Genomic DNA, 24,781 nt, shown 5'->3' on the forward strand with positions numbered 1-24,781 from the left:
CAATCGTGCTTGGCGGCCGCTCCAGTCTCCGCTCCAGTTCCGCTTTGCGCACCTCGATGCCGCGCTGCTGCTCTTCCCATTTGCCGCGCTCTTCGTCGAGCCGCTCCAGACGGCGGACGATCGCCTCCGCCTGCTGCTCGCCGTAGCGGATGCCGCTCTTCACCTGCGCCATCTGGTTCAGCTTGTCCAGCAGCTCGGCTTTCAGCTGTTCCTCCGTGCCCATGCTGAGATCGCCGGCAACGCCGAGCAGCCGCTGCTCTTCGGCGCCAAGCTGGGCCTGCAGCTCGAACAGCTGCGCCTGCACGGCAGTCAGCTTGTCCCGCGCTTCGGCAAGCTCTGCCTCCTGCTCCGCCTTGCGTTGTTCCAGCAGGGCAATCGAGCCCGTCAGCTGCTCGCGCTGCGCGCCGTAGTTTTTCTTCCTTTCCTTCAGCACCTCGCCGTAGCCTTCGCACTTCTCGAACTCTTCGGAAATTTGCAGCAGCTCGTTCTGCAGCTTGTCGAGCTCGGCGTCGAGACGGCGCGTCTCCGCGCGGTGCGTCTCCAGCTCGGCGTCGTGCTTGCTGACGACCGTCGACAAGGCCAGCTGATCCTTTTTCAGCCGCTCCGCAATTTCGCTCGTTTCCTTCCACTGGGCGTGCACTTGGTCGATCTGGTGCACGTACATCGCGATTTCGCTTTTTTTCAGCTCCTCGCGCAAGCCTTTGTAACGGATCGCTTTTTCCGACTGCTCGCGCAGCGGCTCGATCTGGTCTTCCAGCTCGGATACGAGATCGTGGATGCGCAGCAAATTTTGCTCCGTATCGTCCAGCTTGCGCTCGGCTTCCCGCTTGCGCGATTTATATTTCACGATTCCCGACGCCTCTTCGAAAATCGCCCGCCGGTCCTCGGATTTGGTGCTAAGTATTTCTTCGATCCGGCCTTGGCCGATAATCGAATACGCTTCCTTGCCGATGCCGGTGTCCATAAACAGCTCGGTGATGTCTTTCAAGCGGCACAGCTGTTTATTGATCATATATTCGCTCTCGCCGCTGCGGTGCACGCGCCGGGTGACAGTCACTTCCTGAAAATCGAGCGGCAAAGCCCCCGACGCGTTGTCCAGCGTCAGCGATACTTCCCCGTAGTTGACGGCCCTTCTCGCATCGCTCCCGGCAAAGATGACGTCCTCCATCTTCCCGCCGCGCAGCGACTTCGCGCTTTGCTCCCCGAGCACCCAGCGGATGCCGTCGGAAATGTTGCTTTTGCCGCTGCCGTTCGGGCCGACGACGGCCGTAATCCCTTTCACGAATTCCAATTCCGTTTTATCCGCGAACGATTTGAATCCGGACAGCTCGATCCGTTTCAGAAACATGCTCTTCCCACCTCTCGCCTATTGTAGCAAGAACCGCGCAAAATATATAGAGTCCGCAAAGCTAAGGATAAACGGCTTACGCCGTCCTTATGGACGAGCGCGTTTACCGCAGCGGAGTCAGCCTAGTATAAGCGCAGCTTATACATACTGACGGAGCGAAAACAGCCCGGCCCCGGCACTCCGGTTCCGAGCTGTTTCCAGTCCGCATCAGCCGATCGGCACGCCCATCGCCGCAAGCGCCTGAGAAGCCGCCTGCTGCTCCGCTTCCTTCTTCGAACGCCCTGCGCCGGCACCGAGCAGACGGCCGTCCGCCGCGTACACTTCGGCGACGAATTCCCGTTCGTGCGCAGGACCGCGCTCCTCTACGATGCGGTAATCGAGCGGCCCTTGACCGAGCTGCTGAATATGCTCCTGCAGCTGCGTCTTGTAGTCGGCGATGCGCGGCTTGCCGAGCTCGGGCAAATGCGCAAACATGTGCTCCCGCAAAAACGATTGCGCCGCCTCGAACCCTTGGTCGAGATACAAGGCGCCTACGAACGACTCGAATACGTCGGCGAGAAGCGCCGGGCGCGTTCGTCCCCCGGTTAGCTCTTCGCCCTTGCCGAGCAGCACGAACGCCCCGAATTCGAGGCGCTCCGCAAAGCCGACGAGCGAAGGCTCGCATACGATCGATGCGCGCAGCTTCGTCAGCTCGCCTTCCGGCCGTTCCGGATACGTATGGAACAAATAGTCCGAAACCGCCAGCTCCAGTACCGCGTCGCCGAGATACTCGAGCCGTTCGTTGTCTTGCCGCGCCTCCATGCGGTGTTCGTTCACGTAGGAAGAATGCGTGAATGCCTGCTTCAGCAGCGCCGGTTTGCGGAAGCGAATGCCTAAACGGCGCTGCAGTACGTGCAAATCTTTGTTCATCGTTCACCTCTGACGTCGGGGCGGCCGTGGCTTTCCCCGAGGCCATGGCCGGATTTAGGCTTCGTACTTGCGCATAATGATCGTCGCGTTGTGGCCGCCGAACCCGAACGAGTTCGACAGGACAACGTTCAACTTGGCGTCGCGCGGTTTATGCGGCACATAGTCGAGATCGCAATCCGGATCCGGATTGTCCAGGTTAATCGTCGGCGGTATGCGATCATTGACGAGCGCAAGCGTGCTGATAATCGCTTCCACGCCGCCTGCCGCGCCAAGCAAATGGCCGGTCATCGATTTCGTGGACGATACCGCCAGCTTGTAAGCGTGATCTCCGAACGTCCGTCGAATCGCCTCTGTCTCGGATTTGTCTCCCGGAGGGGTCGAAGTTCCGTGCGCATTAATGTAATCCACTGCCGTCGGTTCGATACCTGCGTCCTTGAGAGCCTTGTTCATGGAACGTGAGGCTCCATCCGGATCCGGATCTGTCATATGGAACGCGTCGCCGCTCATACCGTAGCCGATCAGTTCGCCGTAAATGCGAGCGCCGCGCTTCTGAGCGTGTTCAAGCGACTCGATGACGAGGACGCCGGCGCCTTCGCCCATCACGAAGCCGTCGCGGCCCAAATCAAACGGACGGCTCGCTTTGGTCGGCTCGTCGTTGCGCGTCGACATGGCGCGCATCGCACAAAAACCGCCGAGCGCGGTCGGTCGAATGGTCGCCTCGGCACCGCCGCAAATCATGACATCGGCTTCTCCGCGCTGAATCATCCGCATCGAATCGCCGATCGCGTGCGAGCCGGTTGCGCAAGCGGTTACGGTCGTCGTGTTCGGTCCCTTGGCACCGGTCAAAATCGACACCTGACCGGAAGCCATATTGGCGATCATCATCGGAATGAAAAACGGAGATACCCGTTTCGGTCCGCGTTCGAGAAGCGTTTTGTGCTGCTCCTCCCACGTAGCGACGCCGCCGATGCCAGAGCCGATCGCCACTCCGACGCGTTCCGGATCGGCATCGTTTTTCACGTCGAGACCGGCATCCCGCAGAGCTTTAATCGCAGCAACGGATGCGAACTGCACGAAACGGTCCATTTTGCGGACTTCCTTGCGGTCGATAAAGTCTTCCGCGTTGAACTCTTTAATTTCCGCGGCGATGCGGGTCGGGTACTCGCTGACGTCGAACGATTCGATGTGGCTTACACCGGACACACCCTCCATCAAATTGCCCCAGAACGTATTCAGGTCTTGCCCCAGCGCGGTAACGACTCCCATGCCGGTGATAACGACTCGATTCACTCTGCCCACCTCGTCCTGACAATTGGTAACGCGTCTAAATGAGGAGAAGTCCCGTGCGAGACGGGACTTGTCGGTTACGTATGAGATTCTATGTATTTGACTACCTCTCCTACGGTGGTGATCTTTTCTGCATCCTCATCAGAAATTTCCATATCGAACTCGTCCTCGAGTTCCATCACCAATTCTACTACATCGAGAGAATCAGCGCCTAAGTCGTCTTTGAAATTCGCTTCGAGGGTGACTTCCGATTCTTCTACCCCAAGACGATCGACTACAATTCGTTTCACACGATCCAAAACGTCGGACATCCGGTTCTTCACCTCCTCCTTGGTATTATACGAGAAACTTGTACAGAATGCCAGTGGCTCCCGCAAACCCCTTTCATAGTGCCGCCCGGAAGGCTTAGCCCATGTACATGCCGCCGTCGACGTGCAGCGTCTGGCCGGTCATGTATGCGGCGTCATCGGACGCCAGGAAGCGGACCGCTTTGGCGATATCTTCCGGCTGTCCGAGGCGGGCGAGCGGAATTTGCGTCTGCAAGCTTGTCCGCGTCTCTTCCCCCAGCTTGTCGGTCATATCCGTCTCGATAAATCCCGGCGCCACGCAGTTGACGGTAATGCCGCGCGAAGCGAGCTCGCGTGCCGTCGCCTTCGTGAGGCCGATGACGCCGCTTTCGCCGCAACGTAGTTAGCTTGCCCCGGATTGCCGAGAACACCCACGACCGAAGAAATATTGACGATGCGTCCGGAGCGCTGCTTCATCATCGGCCTCGTCACCGCTTTGATGCAGTTGAACACGCCCTTCAGGTTCGTGTTAATGACGTCGTCGAACTCCTCTTCCTTCATCCGCATGATCAAGTTGTCGCGCGTAATTCCGGCGTTGTTGACGAGAATGTCGAGGCGACCGAACGCCTCGAGCGTTTGTTTCACCATTTCCTCTGCCTCTTCGGCGCTGGCGACGTTGGCTTTCAGCTTGATCGATTTGCGGCCCATTGCTTCGATTTGCCGCACGACTTCCGCAGCCGCCGCCTCGCTGCCGGCATAATTGACGACGACGTCGGCCCCGGCTTCGGCCAGCGTCAGCGCGATGGCCCGGCCGATGCCGCGCGAAGCGCCCGTTACGAGCGCTGTTTTCCCAGTCAGCATATTCGCAGCACTTCCTCTCTCCATACAGATCAAAATGCTTCGTCCTGCGCGTTGCGCACGCGACTCACGCGCCAGCCCCGGCGATAAACGCGTCAATAGCGCTGAGGCTGTTGATCGAAACGGCTTTCACAGACTTGTCCGTCTTCTTGATGAGCCCCGCCAAAACGGTCCCTGAGCCGATCTCCACGAACGTGTCCACGCCTTGGCTGACGAGCCAGGCAACCGTATCTTCCCACAGCACCGGCGACACGACTTGCTCCACGAGCAGCCGGCGGATCGTCTCCGCCTCGGTCACCGGACGCGCCGTTACGTTGGCGACAACGGGCACTTTGGGGTCTTGCATCGCCACTTCCGCCAGCGTGCCGGCAAGCCGGTCGGCCGCGGGCTTCATGAGCGACGAATGGAACGGTCCGCTCACTTCAAGCGGAATGACGCGCTTGGCGCCGATCTCTTTGCCGCGCTCGGCGACGGCCTGAACGCCTTCCTTCGAGCCGGAGACGACGATTTGCCCGGGACAGTTGACGTTGGCCAGCTCGACGAGCGCGCCGCCATCCGTCACCGCCGCGCACAGCTGCGCGAGAGCTTCGCGTTCGGCGCCGAGCACCGCGGCCATCGCGCCGCGCCCGCCCGGCACGGCGTCCTCCATAAAGCGGCCGCGCGCCCGCACGGTGCGGATCGCATCGGCATAGTCAAGCACGCCGGCGCGACGAGTGCGCTATATTCGCCGAGGCTGTGCCCGGCGACATAATCCGGCGTTACGCCGGCTGCGCGGAACGCCTCCAAATAGGCGATGCTCGTCGCCAGCAGCGCCGGCTGCGTATTGGCGGTCTGCCTCAGCAGCTCGTCCGGCCCTTGAAATATGATGTCCGACAGCTTCTCGCCGAGCGCCGCGTCCGCCTCCTCGAAACGGCGCCGCGCCGCATCGCTCGCCTCATAAGCGTCTTTCCCCATACCTACCGCTTGCGCGCCTTGTCCCGGAAATACGAAAGCCAGTTTACCCACAAATGATCTCTCCCTTATCGCACTTGCGCCTTTACCAAACGAGCACGGACGCGCCCCATGTGAGGCCGCCGCCGAAGCCGACCATGACGAGCACGTCGCCCTCGCTTACTTTGCCGGCTTCCGCCGCTTCCGCCAGTGCAACCGGAATCGACGCCGCCGACATATTGCCGTAACGGTCGATATTGATTTGGCACTTCGACTCGTCCAGCTCGAGCCGGTTTAAAGCCGATTGAATGATGCGGATGTTCGCCTGATGCGGAATGAGCAGGTCGATGTCCTTCTTGTTCAGCCGCGCTTTGCGCAGCGCCTCTTCGGCAGCCGTCCCCATAATGCGCACGGCGAACTTGAACACTTCGCTGCCGTTCATGTAAATATAGTGCTGGCGCTCGTCTACCGTCAGCGCCGACGCGGGGGAACGCGAGCCGCCGCCCGGCAGCTTCAGAAGCTCGCCGCCGGAGCCGTCGGCGCCGAGCTCGAACGAACGGAAGCCGCGCCCTTCCGGCACTTCCCCGATGACGACCGCGCCGGCGCCGTCACCGAACAAAATGCACGTGTTGCGGTCTTCATAGTCGGTAATGCGCGACAAGCAGTCGGCGCCGACGATGAGCGCGTATTTGTACATCCCCGTCGCGATGAAATTGGAGGCGTTCGCCAGCCCGTAGATGAAACCTGCGCAAGCCGCCCCCAAATCGTAGGCCGCCGCCTTTTTCGCGCCGAGCTTGTTTTGCAGCAGGCACGACGCCGACGGAAAGGCCATATCCGGCGTAATCGTAGCAACGATAATAAGGTCGATGTCCTCCGGCTGAATGCCCGCCCGCTCGATCGCCTTCTTCGCAGCTTCGTAAGCGAGATCGGATGTCGCCTGTTCCGGCGCCGCGATGCGCCGTTCGCGTATGCCGGTGCGCGTAACGATCCATTCGTCGTTCGTATCGACCATTTGTTCCAGCTCGCGGTTCGTTAGTACCCGCTCCGGCACGTAATACCCCGATCCCAATACTCCGACCGGCTTCAAGCTCATTGTGCTCCCCCTGTCTCCCACTTGCTGAATTCGTCCTTGATCGCTTGCACCAGGTTATTGTTCACGGCAAGACGGGCTTGCCGCACCGCGTTTTTGATCGCTTGCGCGCCGGACGAGCCGTGGCTTTTCAGGCATAAGCCGTCGATGCCGAGCAGCGGCGCCGCCCCGTATTCGTTGTAATCGAGCTTTTTGCGGAAAGCGGAGAGTCCGGGCTTCAAAATGAGCGCAGCCAGCTTCGTCATGATCCCCCGGGTAAATTCCTCCCGCAGCACGGAGAAAATGGCCGACGCCGCCCCCTCCACCGATTTCAGCATAATGTTGCCGGCGAAGCGTCGCAGACGAGCACGTCGCAAGCCCCCTTCAGCACATCGCGCGCTTCCACGTTGCCGACGAAGTGGACAGGCGCTTCTTCCAGTAAAGGATACGCCGCTTTCGTCAATTCATTCCCTTTGCCCGCTTCCGTACCGACGTTGAGCAGGCCGCACCGGGGTCGCTGCAGGCCGTCGACGCGGCTGCGGTAAATGCTGCCCATAATGGCATACTGCAGCAAATGCTGCGCCGAAGCGTCCATATTCGCCCCGAGGTCGAGACAGAGCGTCCCGCCTTCGCTCATCGACGGCAGCATCGGCGCCAGCGCAGGACGTTCGATGCCGGGGATGCGGCCGACGACGAGCAGCCCCGTCGCCATGAGCGCGCCGGTATTGCCGGCGGAAATCATCGCTTCGCACTGCTTTTCCTTGACCAATGTGCCGGCGACAACCATCGACGAATCTTTTTTGCGCCTTACGGCCCGCACCGGCTCGTCCTCGGCTTCGATCGTTTCCGAAGCGTGCCGAATCGACACGTTGCCGGGCGCCCCTTGCAGCAGCGGCGTAAGTCGCGCCTCATCGCCGACGAGCGTGAGCCGGGTGTCCGGCCACTCTTTGGCGGCTTCGATCACCCCTTGCACGATCGCGTCCGGTGCATTGTCTCCGCCCATAGCGTCTACCGCGATGTTCATTCCGTGCTGCCTCCTTGGGTATTGCGCTTGTCTTTTCGCGAATGGTAAATGAGAAAATGTCCTTGAAACACCGTCTCCTCGCCAATCACCGTCAGTACCTCCACTTTCGCTCTGCCGCGCGAGATGGAGCGCACATACGCTTTGGCGATACATTTTTCGCCGAGCCTGACGGCGCGCAGGAAACGGATGTCGGCGGAGGCGGTTAGCGCCACCTCGTCGTTAATGACCGCCACCGCCAGCGAGTTCGCCTGAGCGAAAATATGGTGGCCGCGGGCGATTTTGTTCCGGGAGAACACGTGCTCTTCGCCGATTTCAAATATCGAGATGCCGCTCGTATCGAGCTGAAGATCGATGACTTCGCCGATCACTTCGTGCAGCGGCAACGTCCGAACTTGATCGTACGATTTCTCTGCCATGCTTTTGATCCGCTCGCGCAGCTCGGGAATGCCGAGTTCAAGCCGGTCGAGCCGGACAGTCTGAATGCTGACGGCGAACGTGCGCATCAGCTCTTCGTCGGTTACGAACGGGTTGGCTTCAATCGCCGCCAGCAGCTTCCGCTGCCGCTCGCGCTTTGGAATGCGTTCCATCGCTCTGGCCCCCCCTCCCCCATAAACGTTGGTCAAATATGTATAGCACCTCTTATAACCAAGTACTAAACTGTAGTATATTAAATTATGCTCGCGAACGCAAAAAAAATAGCACTTCATTGGCGTATGAAGTACTATTGTTTGCGATATGGACTTACCCTTGGGATACGATTTCCCGGCCTTTGTACGTACCGCAGTTTTTGCAAACGCGGTGCGACAGCTTCAGCTCTCCGCATTGCTCGCATTTCACCATGCCCGGCACTTCCAGCTTAAAGTGAGTGCGGCGCTTGTCGCGGCGAGTTTTGGATACTTTTCGAAAAGGTACTGCCATCATTCCCACCTCCTTCAAAGCGATTCGCTCGCAAGCGGAAGCTGTTTCCCTCGCGAACTACATGTTAATCGTTGAAAAAATCCGCCAGCCCGGCCAGACGGGGATCGATTTTTTCCTGTTTGCAATCGCATGCTTCCTTGTTGCGGTTTTTGCCGCAGACGGGACAAAGCCCCTCGCATTCATCCTTGCAGAGCGGTATGTAGGGAATGCCCAGCTGTACCGCTTCCTCCACATAAGGATCGAGAACGATTTTTTCCTCGTCTACGAGGTTCAGTTCATCGTCTTTCTCCGCCGCTTCGGACGATATGGTGAACGATTCCTGAAAAGGAATGCGAAGCTGCTGCTTTACCGGCTCCAAACAACGCGCGCAGCGCTGTTCGACCTCAATGGAAACTGTGCCGTGAACGACGACGGCTTGGCCGGCCGGAACGGCTTCGAGTGACGCTTCGGCTGCCCCTGCCTGCACGACATCGCCCCGCGCGCGCAGCGACTCGGACAAGTCGATGCGGCCTTGGAGGCGCACCGCAGCTTCCTTCGTTGCCACTTCCTTCATATTCAACAGCATGTGCATCACCCCAAACAAACAAAAATAATTATAGCGACATTCCTTCTATTTTGTCAACCTGCCCTTTGTTTTAACCGCTGCCGCGTCAGCCGCTTTTGGCGGTAAGCCCGTCCAGGTAGCGAAGCGCATCGTCCATCGTCGTTACCGGTACGATTTTCATCTTCGAACCGATCTTTTTCGCCTGCTTCACAGCTGCGCTGTAATTCAGCACCGGCTGGAACTTCTCCCCTTGCTTCGGGTACAAATCTTGCGGCGCGAAAAAAACGTCCGCGTGCTCCCGTTCGGCCGCGACAATTTTATGTTCGATGCCGCCGATCACGCCAACTTGCCCGTTCGGGTCGATCGTGCCCGTGCCGGCGACGCGGTACCCTTTCGTCAAGTCTTTGCCTGTCAGCTGGGCGTACATTTCGAGCGAAAACATGAGCCCGGCCGAAGGCCCTCCGATATCTTCCGTCTTGACCGCCAGCTGCTTGCTCGCATCGCTCGCTTGCACCGACTGCACGTCGCCCGGCACGAAGCCAAGTCCCGGTCTGGGCGGCAGCGGCTTGCCCGCGGCGTCCTTATCTTGAGGCAGCGTCGCCAGCGTCATCGTCGCGGAATCGTTCGCTTTATTGCGGCGGTACGCAATTTTGACCGTATCCCCGGCCTTTTTCCCCTTTAAAAAATCGAGCAAATCTTGCGCTTTACGGATCGGCGTCTCGTCGATCTGCAGCAAATAGTCGCCGCCGCGCAAAATGCGTTCCGCCGGATAGCCCGGCAGCGTCCGCAATACCATGACGCCCTCGTTTTTGATCTCGTAAGGCACCCCGGCTTTGCGGTAAGCGGCCTGCATCGCATCGCTCTGCGACGTCAGCATGACGTACTCTTGCCGCTGCGAGTAGTCCTGGATCGATTCGTCGCCGAACATGTCTTTCTTCTTGACGAGCTCTTCGTTCGGATCGACCAGAGCGATGAAATAATTGAGCAGATTGGCGTCCCTGCCGCCGACGGTGGTAAGCAGGAATACGCCCTTTTCCGCCGGCTCGCCTTGCGCCAGATGGACCATCGGCTTGACCGGCTCGGCCGAGCCCGGCATCAGAATATAATACGGAAGCGGCACGAAAAGCAGCAAGTAAGCGGCTGCGAAGCCGATGAAGGCCGCCAGCAAATAGCGGCGCAGCTGCGCCAGTTGTCTGGGCATCAAGATTCCCCCTTCTCGTAAAAACGCGGTGCCATCCAAGCAGAGCGCAGCTCAGGTCTAAACGCTCGGACAAGCGCGTACACATGTAGCAACTCCGTCCGAAGAAGGTGTGGCTATGTCCGGCAACAGGCAAGCGGCAAGCAGCCGGCGCGTCACGGCGCTGCTTGCTCTCGTGGCGGCGCTGCTCGTCGTCTCCATCATCGCGTATCCCGATCAAGCGTTTGCCGCTTCGCTGCACGGCTTGACCGTCTGGTGGAAGTACGTCTTTCCGGCGCTGCTTCCTTTTCTCATTCTATCGGAAATGCTGCTCGGCTTCGGCTTTGTGCACGCACTCGGGGCGCTGCTCGAGCCGCTTATGCGCGGCATGCTGCGCATTCCCGGCGTCGGCGGCTGGGCACTGGCCATGGGCGGGACGATCGGCCAGCCGGCTGCGGCGCGGGCGACGGCACTGCTGCACAAACAAGGGCTGCTCAGCAGGGGCGAGGCCGAGCGGCTGCTCGCCGTATCCCATCTTTGCAGTCCGGTGTTCATCGTGACGGTAGTCGGCACCGGATTTCTGCATAGCGGCCGGCTCGGGTTGGCGCTTGCGGCCATTCACGCGGCGGCGGCGTTCGCCGTCGGACTGACGTTGCGGCTATGGCCGATGCGCAGCGCCTCGGCCGAGACGCCGGCGCTCGTTCCCGTCGCCCAAACCGATTCTGCTGCGCTGACGCCACCCGCAGCACACGTACCTGCTCCGGGCGGCGCTTTGCTGCGCCGGGCTTACGACGCTTTGCGCGAGGCGCATGCCAAAGACGGCCGCCCGTTCGGCAAGCTGCTCGGCGACTCGGTCTCCGCTTCCGTGCAAACGCTCATGATGATCGGCGGGTACATGATCATTTTCTCCGTAACGGTGCAAATTATCGACATTACGCAAGCGATTCGGCTGCTCCAGGAAGCGGCGGCGTATGCGCTGCAAACCGACAGCATCCGGGACGCCGTGCGCAGCGCCGTAAGCGGGCTGCTCGAAGTGCATATCGGCTCGTACGCCGCCTCCCAGCAATCGGGCTTCGCCGGGGCGCCGCTCGCAGCATTCGTCGCCGCGCTGCTCGGTTGGGGCGGGCTCTCGTCGCACGCCCAGGTGCAGAGCTTGACCTATGAAGCGAAGCTGCGATACGGTCCGTTTCTCGCCGCCCGTTTGCTGCACGCCGCTTACTCGTACGTGTTCACCTTCGCTGCGTGGGGGCCGCTGTCCGTTTGGCTCGGGGCAGAACCAAGCTTTGCCGATGAGGGCTATGCCGCGCAGCGAAGCGCTGCGGCGCTCGCGGCATATCCGCAGCCGCTGCCGCCGCTTATTTTGCTGGCGCTGCTGCTAGCGGCCATGCTTGCGGGTTCGTTCCTCGTTAGCGCTATGCGGGCTCGGCGCAGCAGCGTGTAACGGCTACGGGTTGCTGCCGAACTTGCGCTTTAACGCCTGCTCCACTTCGTCCGGCACCAGATCGGTAACGGGACCGTGGAAACGGGCGATTTCCTTCACGATGCTCGAGCTCAAATACGAATACGTCGGATTCGAAGTCATAAAGAACGTTTCCATTTCGCTGTGCAGCTTCTTATTCATGGACGCCATCTGCAGCTCCAGTTCGAAGTCCGACACCGCCCTGAGTCCCCGCACCACCACGTGCACGTCGCGCGATTTTAAGTAATTGACGAGCAGGTCGCGGAACGAATCGATTTCCACGTTCGGCACGTCTTTCGTAACCTGGCGCAACAGCTCGACCCGTTCTTCGACCGTGAAGAGCGGGTTTTTGCTGGAATTGTTAAGTACGGCGACGATCAGTTTGTCGAACACTTTCGCCGCGCGGTGAATAATGTCAAGGTGCCCGTTCGTCACCGGATCGAAGCTTCCCGGATAAACCGCCACCGTAATGCCGTGCTTCCAATTAGACTGATTCATGGCCTCGCTCCTTATCTTCCGCGCCTGACGACGGCAGCGGCTCCCGTTCGTACTCGTAATGAAACAACGTGATGGACGTCTCGCCGTAATCGGCGCGCTTGCGCGGTACAAGCCGGCCTACCGGCAGGTCGTGCACATCGCCTGCGTCATGCTCGACGACGACCGTAGCTTCCGGCTTCAGAAGCTGCAACGTCTGCAGTTCGGTCAATAGATCGGCTATAATCTTGAGCCGGTAAGGCGGATCGAGAAAAACGAGCTCGAACGCCGCATTGCGCTTCGCCAGCGCCTTCAGCGCCCGGAACGCATCGTTCCGGTACACTTCCGCCCGCTCCGCAAGGCGCGTCGCCTCGAGATTGCGGCGGACGACGTCGACGCTCCTGGCATCGCTGTCCACGAACACCGCCCGCTCCATTCCCCGGCTCAGCGCCTCGATGCCGAGCCCGCCCGTACCTGCAAACAGATCGAGCGCTGCGCCGCCGTCAAAATACGGCCCGATCATGCTAAACAACGCTTCCTTGACTTTGTCCGTAGTCGGCCTCGTGCCCATGCCGGGCACCGCCTTGAGCGGCCGCCCTTTGGCGCTGCCGGAAATGACCCTCATCTTCGCTTCTCACCCGTTTCATCTCTGTTGTCTTTCGCTATATTAGCACATTCGCTTAAGTCCGCACAAAAATTTTCCTGCCCGCGTATAAAAGCTGGCAAACGTGTCCATCCTTGGAGTATCGGCATCTGAGATGCCGTAGACAACCGCGGAGAAGACTTACGTTTCCCCATAAGCTCTTCGTCCGGTTTCTCCTCTCCCATGAAGGCTCCCGTAAGGGAGCCCGAATTTTTTTGCAGCCAATAAAGTCAAAAGAGCCGACACGTTCGGCTCTTTTCCAATAAATTTATTCCATTTCTTATTACCCGTTTTAGCTGAGCGCGGTAGCAACCATCCATACATGACCGAACGGGTCTTCAATTTTTCCCGCACGGTCTCCATGCGGCAAGTCCTGAATTGGTCTGAGGGATATAGCGCCTTCATCTACAGCTCTTTGCACTGTATCATCGACATTATCGACGTATAAATAGATGATGACGGGTGTGCCGCCGAGCGATTTTGCAGAACGATTGTTTCCGGGAAATTCGTCCGCAATCATAATGCGGGCATCACCTACTTTTACCTCGGAATGTTCAATTTTCCCGTCGTTCGTAATCATTCTGCTTATCTCTACGGCACGAAAAACTTTTGTGTAAAACTCAATTGCCTGGTTGGCATTATGAACGGCCAGCATCGGGATTGCAGCAGAAGTGCCCTTACTCATTGCTTAATTCCTCCTCAGCAATGTTTTTACTTCCATTTTACGGAACATACGTTCCTTTGTCTACCATTTTTACCTACCCATCTGGTTTACTAACCAAACAAAATGAAATAGCCCCCTTCCAACGCAATCGGTCTACTTCCCGACTAATATCCGAAGCCGACCGGCTTGGATGCGTTCAGGAGCATATTTCAAAAGAATGACGTACCGCCACCGTGGCGAACGCGCGGGAAAAAACGTTTTCCCTCTCTCAATTCGTCCAAGCACTTCATAGATTAGATCATAGAATAAAAGCAGCAGGAAGGGAAAAGGCAGAAACGGTCGGGGCCGCTCCCCCTCGGTTTCGCCCGCCGCCTATTCCCGATCGCTCTCCTTTCCCTTCTTGCCCCCCAAAACAGCCGACCCAATCCCATCCCCATTCGGGGTTATACAATCATAAAGCTCTAACCCAGTCTCCGCAGAGGCTGGGTTAGAGCTTTTTGTAGCCAGTCAAGCCGGTTATCAGCTGCCGCTCGATTGCATATTTTGCCGGAGCTGTTGCGTCGTCTGCTGCGCTTGTTGAACTTGCTGCTCGATTTGCTGTATTTGCTGCTGGGCGTCCTCAATTTGCGCCGAAGCAGCGCCCAATTGAATTTGCTGCGCGACTTGCTTCGTTTTCTCCGCCGCGTTTTGGGCTTGCTGCGCCGCTTGCTGCACTTGTTGCAGCTGCTGCTGATTTTGCTGTTGTTGATTTTGCTGCTGTTGATTTTGCTGCTGATCTTGTTGCTGTTGATTTTGCTGGGCCATCGTCCCATCCTCCTGCTGCAAAATGTATCATGCTTAGTCGTTTGCAATTTGTGCCTCCGCTATGCAGCCGTTTCCGATTATCCGGTCCGCGACCGGAAAAGCACACGATTGCCTAAGCCAGCATACGTTGTTCCAACAAATAAAATTGGAGGTACTTCACGATGGCACTTTCCCCTTACGCGTTTCCGTATACCCCTTTCCCGGGACAATATGCTAGCTCTTATCCTGGCGCATACCAGATGCCCTACTACGGATATTCCCCCGGCACATACCCAATGATGCCTTACTCTAGTCCTTACCCCACCAGTCCTTACACCGGCCCCTACTCCGGGCTATTTCCGGGCACATACTATGGGCATGCTCCGGGAAGCTATTCTCCGCAATTCACCGGAGCTTCCACGACAGGCGGGACTTCGCCGGGGACGATCCAATATTCCGGCCCGCAAACCGGCCAAATATTCGTGCCGCTCGCGGGTTCCGGCGGCGGATCGCGGTAAAATAAAGAGCCGCATGACCGAGACAGCTTGCGCTACCCTCGATCATGCGGCTCGCTCTTGTTGGTGCCGGAGTTACGATAATTCGAAATGGTAAATGGAATTGCGCGTCAGCACTCTCATATCGATGCCTTCGATGTCGATCGCCTGCACGGTCGTCGTTAAAATCGGCTCGTATTCCCCTTCCGGAAAAAGCATCATATGGTCGCCGACGCGGGTCGGTTTCAGCTCACGAAACAATTTGCCCTGCATATGGTCGTAGTTCCAGCGGCTCGACCGGTGCTTCGGCGTAATCCCGTCCACCTCGAATACTTGCAGCAGCTTCATTCGCTTCATCCGGTTGTGCCCGCCTCCTTGACCGTTCTTTTTACGTAAGACGCGCGTTTTATCCAAAAAGTTGCGCACGAAGTTCGTCCAAACGGCGTCTGGCCTGGCCGATTTTGTTCAGCAGCGCGGCGTTTTCTTCCTCCGTCCCGGCGCTTTCCGCCATCCATCGCGCGAGCTGAAGTTCCAGCGCGGCGATTTCTCCGGCAAGCTGCGGATCGCCGGTCAACGCTGCGCGCCGGTTCACGGCTTCCTCATACTCGGCCAACCCTCCTTCGAACAGCTCCGAGCTGCCGTCGCCGGGCAGAAAAAGCAGCCGGTCCGCCAGCCGCCGCACCAAATAACGGTCGTGCGAAACGAGCACCAGCGCTCCCGGATAGCGCTCCAACGCTTCCTCCACCCGCTCTCTCGTATCGACGTCGAGATAGTTCGTCGGTTCGTCGAGCACCAGCAGATTGGCCCCGCTAAAATATAGGCGGAGAAAGGCGACGCGGCACTTCTCACCCATGCTCAGCGAGCCGATGCGGCGGAACGCATCGTCGCCGCCGAACATAAAGCAACCGAGCAGCGTGCGCGCCGTAGACTGCGTCATGTCAGGTATGGCGAGCAAACTGTCCAATATCGTCTCCTCGGGCGCCAGCAGCTCGAGCTCTTGCGAGAAATACCCGATTCGCGTCTGCGGGCTGCGCAAGAATGCTCCGGACGTCGGCTGCAGCTGGCCGATGAGCAGCTTGAGCAGCGTGCTTTTGCCCGCGCCGTTACGTCCGAGCACGGCAAGCCGGTCGCCGCGCTCGACGGCCATCGTCAGCCCGCGCAGCAGCTCCTTCCCGTCCGCCGTCCAGGCGAAGCGGACGCCCTCGAGCCGCAGCAGCGTTTGCGCCCGGAATTCGCTCGTCTCGAACCGGACTTTCAGCTGCGCAGCATCTCTCGGCTTCTGCACCGCTTCGCTCTCGAGGCGCTCCAGCTCTTTCTCCTTGGCGCGCAGACGAGACGTATGTTTAGTGGCTCGCGCTTTGTAGTACGATGCTGTAATTTTCACTTCGCTTTGCTTTCCCGCGTCCCGGTCGGCTTGCCGGTACCATTCGGCATACATGCGGATGCTTTCGAGGAGCGCCTCCCGCGCTAGCTGCTGCTTGCGGTAAAGCGCCTCCTGTTCGCGCCTCTCCAGCTCTTTCTGTTCGCGGTATTTCGTATAACCTCCCGGGTATTTGACGCCGCCTTTGGCGCTCAGCTCATAGATCGAAGTCGCGATCCGGTCGAGAAACGCCCGGTCGTGCGAAACGAACAGCACCGTGCCCGGATAAGCGTCCAGCCACTGTTCCAGCCATAGCAGCGTGTCGGAATCAAGATGGTTCGTCGGCTCGTCGAGGACGAGCAGCTTCGGCTTTCGCACAAGCAGGCGGGCCAGCTGCGCCCTCGTTTTTTGCCCGCCGCTAAGCGTTTCAAACGGCATGTGCCACAGCTCGGGCCCGAGCTTCATCTGCAGCAGCGTCCGTTCCGCTTCCGCTTCCCATACATACCCGTCCGCCTCCATATATCGGTCCAATGCCGCCAAATAGCGCTCGTAGCCCGTCGCTCCCGGATCAGGCTGGAGCTCCGCCTGCAGCTTTTCCATCGTTCGCTTCAGCTCAAACCGAAGCGGATCCGAGCTGTAAACGAATTCCAGCAGCGGAAGGTCGGTAACCGCCGAGTCCAAATGCTGCTCCATCCACCCGCATTGCTCTGGCTGTACGTCCAGCTTGACTCTGCCCGCGTCCGGCTCGATCTGCCCAGCAGGAGCGAAAGCAGCGTCGTTTTGCCGCATCCGTTCGGTCCGAACAGAGCGACCCGCTCCCGTTCCCCTACCTCAAGATCGACATTCTCGAAAATCGTCCGTCCGTTCCATTCTTTACGCAATTTTTCAGCTATAACAATTGGCATCATATCGTCCCCCTTTTGCTCAGCAATGCACCATGGCCGTCCTTCTCGCACGGAATTCAATCAAGTAACAGGCTCGGCTTATACTTTCTGACGTAGCAAAAAAACCGCTGGGCGCAGCCCGGCGGCGAAAGGGAACGTGACGTAGGCGGAAACGACGGCGCAGCGGGCCGTTAGAGTCTTGCAAAGACATGTTCGGCCATGTCTCCGCCAGCCTGCCGGCCTGCCTTCATCGTTATAACTTCGCCCGAAGACGCACTTCTCCCGTCGCCTGCCGCAAAGCAGCAGCCCTATCCATAAATAGGCGTTAGCGATCAGCGAGAAAATGCGATTACTTCATGGCGTTAGTGTACCTCCGCGCTTGATTTGTGACACTTAGATTAAAGTATATCCTAAAGACAGATCCTTGGACACGGACAGTTTCGTTATGAAGAAAACTTTCCTGCGCTGGATGTGCTCGCCCTGTCTGCAGAAGCGTCCTCGCGCAAGCCGAGCGCCTTCGCTACAGCGGGCGTCGTGCCTGCTTGCAGCAGCAGCGTCGCCAAAATGGCAACGAACGTCACCGCCGCCATCAAGTCGCTGCCGGGCAGCTTCGCGGCTGATACGATCCCGACAAGCGCAGCGGCAATGACCCCGGTCTCGCGCGTCCAGAAGAAAAACAGTACCTCGCGGGCTTTCCACGCCGCTTTGCGGTCGGGAAGCAGGCTGGCCAGCACGGTAATCGGCCGCGCCGCGAGCATAAAAACCGCCACCGCAGCAATGCTGAGCAGACCGTATTCGCGCAGCACGGCAAAGTCCACCTGGCTGCCTAGTGCAATAAAAATAAGCATTCGCAGCTTCAGCGAGATCGTTTCCAGAAAGTCGTGGGCCGCATGCGCTTGCTCTGGAAGCACCGTGAGGCCGATGCGGGACGCGTTGCCGACGACAAGCCCGGCGGCGAACACTGCCATAAAGCCGCTGGCGTGCACCTTCTCCGCCAGCAAATAGGCGGCCAGCACGGTCAGCACCGTAACCATTGGCGTATATTGCTTGAGCAGGCCGCGATCGTTTTCGGAAATCAGGAATGCGGCGATAAAGCAACGACGGCGCCGATCAGTATGCCGCCGAAGGCGAGCTGCACGAACTGCCAGCCGATGGACCATACGCCGGTTGACGTGCCGGAGGCGATCATGCCAAATACGATCGTTGTCATAATCGCGCCTGTCGCATCGGTGAACGCCGACTCGGTAATGACCGTCTGCGCGACCTTCGGGCGGATCGGGAATTTTTGGAAAATCGGCACGAGGGCGGCGGGATCGGTCGAAGCCAAAATGGCTCCGAGCAGCAATGCGCTGAGCAGCGGAATGCCGAACAGCCAGGTGACCGCGCCGGCCATCACGAAAGCGGTTATGGCGACGCCTACGGTGGAGAGCAGAGTGATCGTCACCCATACTTGCCGCAAAACACCCAAACTCGTAATCGTACCGCCATGAAACAAAATCAAACAAGCGCCGAACACGAGAACGAGCTGGTTTGCAACCGAATCCGCAGGCAAATTGACAACGCCGAGCATTTGCGGCCCGAGAGCTATGCCAGCCAAGAGGAACAAGGCAACGTCCGGCAGCCGGAGCCATTCTGCTGCCTTGCTCATCAAAGTACCGGTAATAAGCAAAATAAATGCGGTAAACAACCAGTATTGAGCGATTTCAAGCGTGTGCGAATGCAAATGTGCTACCTCCTGCGAGTCCATGAAAACGGCAAAAAGAGGCCGTCAGTGACAGCCTCCTCCATGTGACCCCGATATAATGATGTCATTGGTAGATTATACGGGATCTCTGGCCTGCAGGCAAGAGTTCGTTTCCCCGCCGGAGGGAACGCTCCTGCATCGCGACGGTCAGACGATGAAGTTCTGGCCGTCGTTTTTCTGGTTGACGGTCGGGCCCGCCGAAGTGCCGGCTGCCGAACCCGCAGCGTTCGTTCCTGCAGCTCCGGTCATGCCTGCGGCACCGGTCATGCCTGCAGCTCCGGTCATGCCTCCTGCTCCGGACATACCGGGCGATCCCGTCATGGCGCCGGCGCCTTGTCCGCCCTTCATCATGCTTTGAATTTTGTCGACCACTTGAGGCGCGGAATCGATCAGGCGCTCCCAAATATGCGTCTGGTTATCGAGCGGAACGACTTTGACGCCTTGCTTGCCGACGACAAGAAAAGCAATCGGCGTAATCGATACGCCGCCGCCGCTGCCGCCGCCGAACGGGAGCATGACGGACGCGTTGTGAACGTCCCCGCGTTGAACGGCTGTCGTCGTTAAAAATTCCGACTCCCCGTCGACCTTGAATTCGCTGCCGCCCGCCGCGAATCCGAAGCCTACTCTGGAAATCGGCATAATGACGCTGCCATCCGGGGTTTCCACAGGGTCGCCTACGATCGTATTGACGTCGACCATTTCTTTAATATTTTCCATCGCCACTTTCATTAAACCTTCGATCGGATGGGTGGACATGCTTATTCCTCCTTGGGCTAGTGTTGGTGCTCCTTATACGGAAGCGATATAGTTCTTGAGATCATACACGTGTAGCATGCCCGTGGCGGCGAAAAGTATGAGCCTCGCGCCGGCGTCAGCCCGTTCCTTTCAGGCGCGGCCGCGAAAAAATATGCTGCCACGATTCCCAGTCGCGTTTGCCTTTCCAGATATGCGGCAGAAGCCGCATAACCGCCCCCAGCACATGAATGACCCGAATTTGCAGCCTGCACGTCAGTTCGGACGAAAACGTCTGCATATTATATTGCGGCGATACTTGGATGCCAGGCTTCGTTTTCAAGCTGATGCGTCCGAACATGAAACGCAGCAGCGAAGCCTTGACGCCCCACACGAGGCCGGTAACAACGGCCGTCTCCGGGGCATCGCCGATGCCGACGCGCGTGCTCCATACAAAATGCGTGCATTCGATCCGATGCAGCGTCTGTTTCATCCAATCTTGCAGGTTGAATACGTTTTTGGTCAGCAGCCTTATGCGTTCGTAATAAGCCATGATGCGTTCCCGCGTCAAATGAACTTCCGACGCCCCCTCTGCCGTCGCCTTTACCGCATCGTCCGTCTTTTTCCTGAACGTGAAACCGTCGTACAAGTTGCGAAAATTGATCATCGGCACATGGATGCGGTAACGAAGCAGTCCGAACAGCCCCTGTACATCGACCGTAATGCGATCGTTGCTATGAAAACGCGAAACGACGAGCTCGGCTTGAATGCGGCTGCCGAGAACGACCGCGATGGCCGCAGCGAGCAACACGATAACGAGAAGCCAAAGTGAAAACGATGCCATACCGCCATGATCCTCCTGAAAGCACAAAACTCCGACCGCGCTATGTACAGCGGATCGGAGTTAGTATGGCCCTCGTTGGCGAAAACATTCGGGCAACCGAGGCGGATCGCAGGTAGCCCGTCAGCATAAGGCAACTCGCACGGCGGCTATTCTTCTTTGGCCACATCGTCGATCGTCATTTGCTTGTTATCGTCCAGCTTGTCGAACAGCAGCCTCGTTTCTTCTTCCAAATCGAACATGTTTTCAAAAGCCGACGACTCCGGCAAATCGTCCAGACTGCGCAAACCGAAATATTCCAAAAACTGCTTTGTGGTGCCGTACAAAATCGGCCTGCCGACGGCTTCGGCTCGTCCGACTTCGTGGATCAGCTCTTTGGCAACGAGCGTTTGCAGCGCGCGATCCGATTTGACGCCGCGGATTTCCTCGATTTCGATGCGCGTGATCGGCTGTTTGTAAGCGACGATTGCCAGCGTCTCGAGCGCTGCCTGCGACAGCGAAGAGCGCGTCGGCGCGGCTGCGAGACGCTCGAAATAAGGCGCATGCTCCGGCACCGTTGTCATCTGGTAGGCGTTCGCCACTTCGACGATTTGCACGCCGCGGCGGCCCCGCCTCAGCTCGGCTTGCAGCTCCTGCACGAGCTCCCGGACCAGATGCGCATCGACCTCAAGCACGTCGGCCAGCTCCTTGGCGTCAAGCCCCTCGTCGCCGGCGGCGAACAGCAGTCCTTCAATAGCTGATTTCATCGCCCCAAAATCCATCTGCATTCGCCCCTTCTCTCTTCTGGATGACGATATCGTCAAACAACCGGTGCTGGTAACACTCGATCTGCTTCACCTTCATCAGCTCAAGGAGCGCCAGGAACGTCACGATTATGTCATCCTTCGTCTGCTCGCCGTCCAGCAGCTTGGAGAACAACAGCTTGCCTCCGCGCTGATCGAGCAGCTCGACCACTTGCTTCATCCGGTCTTTGACGGAAATTTCGTCGCGCTGAATTTTGGCTACCGCATTGCGGGTCACCATTTTGCGCAGCGTTCGCCGGAAAGCCAGCAGCAGGTCGGCGATATCGAGGCCTTCGACCGGGTTTTGCGGCACTGTCGGTTGAAACGGCGTCAAATCTTCCGGCTCGCGCGTATAGATGAGACTCCGGTCAAGCTCCTTTTCCCGCAGCGTATCGGCGATCGCTTTATACTTGCGGTATTCGATCAGCTTTTGCACGAGCTCGGCTCGCGGGTCGAAATCCTCGTCCATGTAGTCGTCTTCGTAGTCGAACTCGATCACCGGCGGCTTAGGCAGCAGCATTTTGCTTTTGATCGAGAGCAGTGTCGCTGCCATCACCAGAAACTCGCTCGTCACATCGAGCTCCAGCTCCTGCATCGCATGCACGTATTCCATATACTGATCGGTAATTTCCTTGATCGGGATGTTATAAATGTCGATCTCGTTCTTGTCGATGAGATGAAGGAGCAGATCGAGCGGCCCTTCGAAAATTTCTAATTTATACGTTACCTTCATTATTCCATAAACTGCTGCGCCAGGTTCGCCATCTCAATCGCCGTCGACGCCGCTTCCCAGCCTTTGTTGCCGGCTTTCGTGCCGGCGCGCTCAACCGCTTGTTCGATCGAATCGGTCGTCAGGACGCCGAAAATCGTAGGTACGCCGGTCTTGAGCGAGATAGCCGCTACACCTTTCGCCACTTCGTTGCACACATAGTCAAAATGAGGCGTCGAGCCGCGGATCACCGCCCCAAGCGTAATGACGGCGTCGTACTTTTTGCTCTCCGCCATTTTTTGCGCAATGAGCGGGATTTCGAACGCACCCGGTACCCAGGCCACTTCAATTTCATCCTCTTCTACGCCATGACGCTTCAGGGCATCGAGAGCGCCGCTCAGCAGCTCGAAGTGATGAATTCGTTGAAACGTCCGACAACGATGCCGTATTTTAAGCCTTGCGATACTAATTGTCCTTCGTACATTTTCATAGTAAGGTTCCTCCGTTGTATGTTTTTTTGGCAGGCTAAGTTAGGTTTAGGCCGAAAGGGCTGCGCGGCGGTGGAAATGAACCTCCGGCCTCCGTTAAAGTCGCGTTCTCCGGTTCATTTCCATCCTCTGCTCCGCGATCGGCCTTGTCTCCGATGAGGGCTCTTGCCCTTATTTCAGCATATGGCCGAGCTTCAGCTTTTTCGTACGCAAGTAGCCCGCGTTGTCTTCGCCAGCCGGTATTTGGATCGGCACCCGCTCAACGACTTGCAAGCCGTAGCCTTCGAGCCCGCGGATTTTGCGCGGATTGTTGGTGAGAAGGCGAATTTTGCGGACGCCGAGGTCTTTCAAAATTTGCGCTCCGATGCCGTAGTCGCGCAAATCGGGAGCGAATCCCAGCTTTATATTCGCCTCGACCGTGTCCAATCCCTGCTCCTGCAGCGAATATGCCTTCAATTTATTGATGAGGCCGATGCCTCGCCCCTCCTGCCGCATGTACAGCAGCACGCCCGAACCGTAGTCGTTGATTTGCTGCAGCGCTGCGGCTAGCTGCGGCCCGCAGTCGCAGCGGTGGGAATGGAACACGTCGCCGGTCAAGCATTCGGAGTGAACGCGCACGAGCGTCGGGGTATCGCTGTCGATTTTGCCCTTGACAAGCGCAACATGCTCCTTGTTGTCGACCTCATTCGTATAAGCGATCGTCGTGAACGTGCCGAAATCGGTCGGCAACTTCACTTCGACTTCGCGCTTTACGAGCTTCTCTTTTTCGTTGCGGTAATGAATCAGGTTCTGAATCGTAACGATTTTCAAGCCGTGCTTCGCGGCAATTTCCATCAGATCCGGAACGCGGGCCATTGTCCCGTCTTCCTTGATCACTTCGCAGATGACCGCAGCCGGATACGATCCGCACATGCGCGCCAGATCGACGGCGGCTTCGGTATGGCCGGCGCGGCGCAGCACTCCGCCTTTTTTGGCGATGAGCGGGAAAATGTGCCCCGGACGGCGAAAATGCTGCGGCCGCGTGTTCGGATCGATCATCGCGCGCACCGTTTGCGCCCGCTCGAACGCGGAAATGCCGGTCGTCGTCTCGACATGATCGACGGAGACGGTAAAGGCGGTGCCATGGTAGTCGGTGTTATGGTTCACCATCGGCGGCAGATCGAGCTCTTGCGCCCGCTCCTCGGTAATCGGCACGCAAACGAGTCCGCGCCCTTCCTTAATCATGAAATTGATCACATCGGCGTCCGCTTTGTCGGCAATCGCAACGAAATCTCCCTCATTCTCGCGGTCTTCGTCGTCGACGACGATAATGACTTTGCCCAGGATGAGGTCGTAAATCGCTTCCTCGATCGTGTTAAACCGGAATTGGTCTCTCATCTTGTTCCCCTCCCGAATATTGATTTTTATGTTGTTTATGCTGTGATTCTCTGATGCTGCCTAGATAAAACCATGGTCGGCCAAAAACGATGCTGTGAGCTTGCCCCCCGGCGAAGCGCCGCGGACTCCGGCAGGCTCGCGGTAAGTGAGCAACCGCTCCACATATTTGCCAAGCACATCGCATTCGAGATTGACCGCATCTCCTGGGTGTTTGTGCTGCAGCACCGTCTCGGCTAGCGTATGCGGGATAATGGAGACCGAGAAAGAGACATCATCCACATTAACCACGGTGAGCGATATGCCGTCGACGGCAATCGAACCGCCGGGCAGCACGTATTTGAGCGCGGTCGGCTGTTCCGGCTCGATCCGAAAGACGACGGCGTTTGAGTTCAAGGACCGTCCGGAGGCGATCCTGCTACGCCATCCACGTGGCCTTGCACGATGTGGCCGCCAAGCCGCGTGCCGACGGCCACCGCCCGCTCCAGGTTGACGGGGGTGCCGGCCGCGAGCTGTTTCAGCGTTGTTTTGCGGTACGTTTCGGGCATAACATCCATCGTAACGGATCCGCTGTCGAAAGCGATGACCGTCAGGCAGACGCCGTTCACCGCAATGCTGTCGCCGAGGCGGACGTCCTCCGTCACTTTGCGCGCGCCGATCGATAGCACCATCGCTTGGCCTTGCTTTTGAATGCGGCGCACAACGCCGATTTCTTCGATCAGTCCGGTAAACATCGCCTATCCTTCTCCTTCCGTCGCCTCTTCCGCATATACCGGGTACCCGGTCAAAAGTATGTCTTCACCGCTCCGTTCCATCGTTAACCGCGTAAGCCGGACGGCGTCGCTCATTCGTTCGAAGCCTTCGAACTGGAAGGCGGACGGTGCACCCGGGCCGCCGATAATTTTCGGCGCGATAAAGAGGATGATTTTGTCGACGAGCTTCCGCTGCAGCATTGCTCCGTTCAGCGTGCCGCCGCCTTCAAGAAAAATCGAGACCGAT

Annotated in this window: 25 protein-coding genes and 5 pseudogenes; 1 reads left to right on the top strand and 29 read right to left on the bottom strand. The window is 58.2% G+C overall.

Features of this window, described 5'->3' with window-relative positions:
* The 12 genes and pseudogenes from SD70_RS28605 to SD70_RS28660 all read right to left on the bottom strand — a co-directional run.
* A partial coding sequence (locus SD70_RS28605) for a chromosome segregation SMC family protein (RefSeq protein WP_041051948.1) occupies positions 1-1,348 on the bottom strand: 1,348 nt, incomplete at its 3' end.
* Positions 1,349-1,555: 207 nt separating this feature from the next.
* Positions 1,556-2,257 (bottom strand): ribonuclease III, encoded by a 702-nt coding sequence (gene rnc / locus SD70_RS28610; protein WP_041051950.1) that lies wholly within the window; start codon positions 2,255-2,257, stop codon positions 1,556-1,558.
* Between the two features lie 54 nt (positions 2,258-2,311).
* Positions 2,312-3,547, bottom strand: a complete 1,236-nt coding sequence (fabF, locus tag SD70_RS28615; protein ID WP_082053731.1) for a beta-ketoacyl-ACP synthase II — start codon at positions 3,545-3,547, stop codon at positions 2,312-2,314.
* A 74-nt stretch (positions 3,548-3,621) separates the two neighbouring features.
* Positions 3,622-3,855, bottom strand: a complete 234-nt coding sequence (locus SD70_RS28620; protein ID WP_041051952.1) for an acyl carrier protein — start codon at positions 3,853-3,855, stop codon at positions 3,622-3,624.
* A gap of 94 nt (positions 3,856-3,949) precedes the next feature.
* Positions 3,950-4,692: pseudogene (gene fabG / locus SD70_RS28625) on the bottom strand (3-oxoacyl-[acyl-carrier-protein] reductase).
* A 64-nt stretch (positions 4,693-4,756) separates the two neighbouring features.
* Positions 4,757-5,694: pseudogene (fabD, locus tag SD70_RS28630) on the bottom strand (ACP S-malonyltransferase).
* 31 nt (positions 5,695-5,725) lie between these two features.
* A complete protein-coding gene (locus SD70_RS28635) occupies positions 5,726-6,712 on the bottom strand; it encodes a beta-ketoacyl-ACP synthase III (RefSeq protein ID WP_041051954.1) in 987 nt (328 codons plus the stop codon).
* Positions 6,709-7,712, bottom strand: a pseudogene (gene plsX, locus SD70_RS28640) (phosphate acyltransferase PlsX). Before plsX ends, SD70_RS28635 begins: the two are co-directional and overlap by 4 nt.
* Entirely contained in the window at positions 7,709-8,299 is a 591-nt protein-coding gene (gene fapR / locus SD70_RS28645) for a transcription factor FapR (RefSeq protein ID WP_041051955.1), read from the bottom strand. The pseudogene plsX and the gene fapR overlap by 4 nt, the downstream one beginning before the upstream one ends.
* A gap of 154 nt (positions 8,300-8,453) precedes the next feature.
* Entirely contained in the window at positions 8,454-8,630 is a 177-nt protein-coding gene (gene rpmF / locus SD70_RS28650; RefSeq protein ID WP_041051957.1) for a 50S ribosomal protein L32, read from the bottom strand.
* A gap of 64 nt (positions 8,631-8,694) precedes the next feature.
* Positions 8,695-9,195, bottom strand: a complete 501-nt coding sequence (locus SD70_RS28655) for a YceD family protein (protein WP_041051982.1) — start codon at positions 9,193-9,195, stop codon at positions 8,695-8,697.
* 85 nt (positions 9,196-9,280) lie between these two features.
* Positions 9,281-10,375, bottom strand: a complete 1,095-nt coding sequence (locus tag SD70_RS28660; RefSeq protein ID WP_041051959.1) for a SepM family pheromone-processing serine protease — start codon at positions 10,373-10,375, stop codon at positions 9,281-9,283.
* A 115-nt stretch (positions 10,376-10,490) separates the two neighbouring features.
* On the opposite strand from SD70_RS28660, the gene SD70_RS28665 reads away from it, so the two are divergent.
* Positions 10,491-11,792 (top strand): hypothetical protein, encoded by a 1,302-nt coding sequence (locus tag SD70_RS28665; protein WP_041051961.1) that lies wholly within the window; start codon positions 10,491-10,493, stop codon positions 11,790-11,792.
* A 3-nt stretch (positions 11,793-11,795) separates the two neighbouring features.
* Here SD70_RS28665 and coaD read toward each other — a convergent pair whose 3' ends face one another.
* From coaD to SD70_RS28740, 17 genes and pseudogenes are all read right to left on the bottom strand, one after another.
* Positions 11,796-12,308, bottom strand: a complete 513-nt coding sequence (coaD, locus tag SD70_RS28670; RefSeq protein ID WP_041051963.1) for a pantetheine-phosphate adenylyltransferase — start codon at positions 12,306-12,308, stop codon at positions 11,796-11,798.
* On the bottom strand, positions 12,295-12,909 hold the full coding sequence (gene rsmD, locus SD70_RS28675) for a 16S rRNA (guanine(966)-N(2))-methyltransferase RsmD (RefSeq protein WP_041051964.1): 615 nt from the start codon (positions 12,907-12,909) through the stop codon (positions 12,295-12,297). The genes coaD and rsmD overlap by 14 nt, the downstream gene beginning before the upstream one ends.
* Before the next feature lie 310 nt (positions 12,910-13,219).
* Positions 13,220-13,612 (bottom strand): VOC family protein, encoded by a 393-nt coding sequence (locus SD70_RS28680; RefSeq protein ID WP_041051967.1) that lies wholly within the window; start codon positions 13,610-13,612, stop codon positions 13,220-13,222.
* A 498-nt stretch (positions 13,613-14,110) separates the two neighbouring features.
* A complete protein-coding gene (locus tag SD70_RS28685; protein ID WP_041051969.1) occupies positions 14,111-14,395 on the bottom strand; it encodes a hypothetical protein in 285 nt (94 codons plus the stop codon).
* A gap of 569 nt (positions 14,396-14,964) precedes the next feature.
* A complete protein-coding gene (locus SD70_RS28690) occupies positions 14,965-15,225 on the bottom strand; it encodes a hypothetical protein (protein ID WP_052488010.1) in 261 nt (86 codons plus the stop codon).
* 49 nt (positions 15,226-15,274) lie between these two features.
* Complete coding sequence (abc-f, locus tag SD70_RS28695) at positions 15,275-16,921, bottom strand: ribosomal protection-like ABC-F family protein (protein WP_331436854.1); 1,647 nt, start codon at positions 16,919-16,921, stop codon at positions 15,275-15,277.
* Positions 16,837-17,136, bottom strand: a complete 300-nt coding sequence (locus SD70_RS40685) for an ATP-binding cassette domain-containing protein (RefSeq protein ID WP_331436855.1) — start codon at positions 17,134-17,136, stop codon at positions 16,837-16,839. The genes abc-f and SD70_RS40685 overlap by 85 nt, the downstream gene beginning before the upstream one ends.
* Before the next feature lie 419 nt (positions 17,137-17,555).
* Complete coding sequence (locus SD70_RS39530) at positions 17,556-18,272, bottom strand: cation:proton antiporter domain-containing protein (protein ID WP_082053732.1); 717 nt, start codon at positions 18,270-18,272, stop codon at positions 17,556-17,558.
* Positions 18,188-18,835, bottom strand: coding sequence for a cation:proton antiporter domain-containing protein (locus SD70_RS39535; RefSeq protein WP_052488012.1), 648 nt, complete (start codon positions 18,833-18,835; stop codon positions 18,188-18,190). Before SD70_RS39535 ends, SD70_RS39530 begins: the two co-directional genes overlap by 85 nt.
* Before the next feature lie 168 nt (positions 18,836-19,003).
* The gene (gene ytfJ, locus SD70_RS28705; protein ID WP_082053734.1) at positions 19,004-19,612 is read right to left on the bottom strand and encodes a GerW family sporulation protein; all 609 of its coding nucleotides are present in this window, start codon (positions 19,610-19,612) and stop codon (positions 19,004-19,006) included.
* Positions 19,613-19,727: 115 nt separating this feature from the next.
* Entirely contained in the window at positions 19,728-20,432 is a 705-nt protein-coding gene (locus SD70_RS28710; protein ID WP_041051971.1) for a DUF2953 domain-containing protein, read from the bottom strand.
* 146 nt (positions 20,433-20,578) lie between these two features.
* Positions 20,579-21,190, bottom strand: coding sequence for an SMC-Scp complex subunit ScpB (gene scpB, locus SD70_RS28715; protein ID WP_041051973.1), 612 nt, complete (start codon positions 21,188-21,190; stop codon positions 20,579-20,581).
* The gene (locus SD70_RS28720; protein WP_041051976.1) at positions 21,159-21,944 is read right to left on the bottom strand and encodes a segregation and condensation protein A; all 786 of its coding nucleotides are present in this window, start codon (positions 21,942-21,944) and stop codon (positions 21,159-21,161) included. The genes scpB and SD70_RS28720 overlap by 32 nt, the downstream gene beginning before the upstream one ends.
* Positions 21,944-22,410, bottom strand: a pseudogene (gene ribH / locus SD70_RS28725) (6,7-dimethyl-8-ribityllumazine synthase). Before ribH ends, SD70_RS28720 begins: the two are co-directional and overlap by 1 nt.
* Before the next feature lie 169 nt (positions 22,411-22,579).
* A complete protein-coding gene (locus SD70_RS28730; protein ID WP_041051978.1) occupies positions 22,580-23,785 on the bottom strand; it encodes a bifunctional 3,4-dihydroxy-2-butanone-4-phosphate synthase/GTP cyclohydrolase II in 1,206 nt (401 codons plus the stop codon).
* A 60-nt stretch (positions 23,786-23,845) separates the two neighbouring features.
* A pseudogene (ribE, locus tag SD70_RS28735) lies at positions 23,846-24,516 on the bottom strand (riboflavin synthase).
* A 3-nt stretch (positions 24,517-24,519) separates the two neighbouring features.
* The coding region (locus SD70_RS28740; protein ID WP_041051979.1) for a RibD family protein at positions 24,520-24,781 on the bottom strand (262 nt) is incomplete at its 5' end.

This window comes from Gordoniibacillus kamchatkensis (assembly GCF_000829455.1).
In the GTDB taxonomy this organism is placed as follows: domain Bacteria; phylum Bacillota; class Bacilli; order Paenibacillales; family NBRC-103111; genus Gordoniibacillus; species Gordoniibacillus kamchatkensis.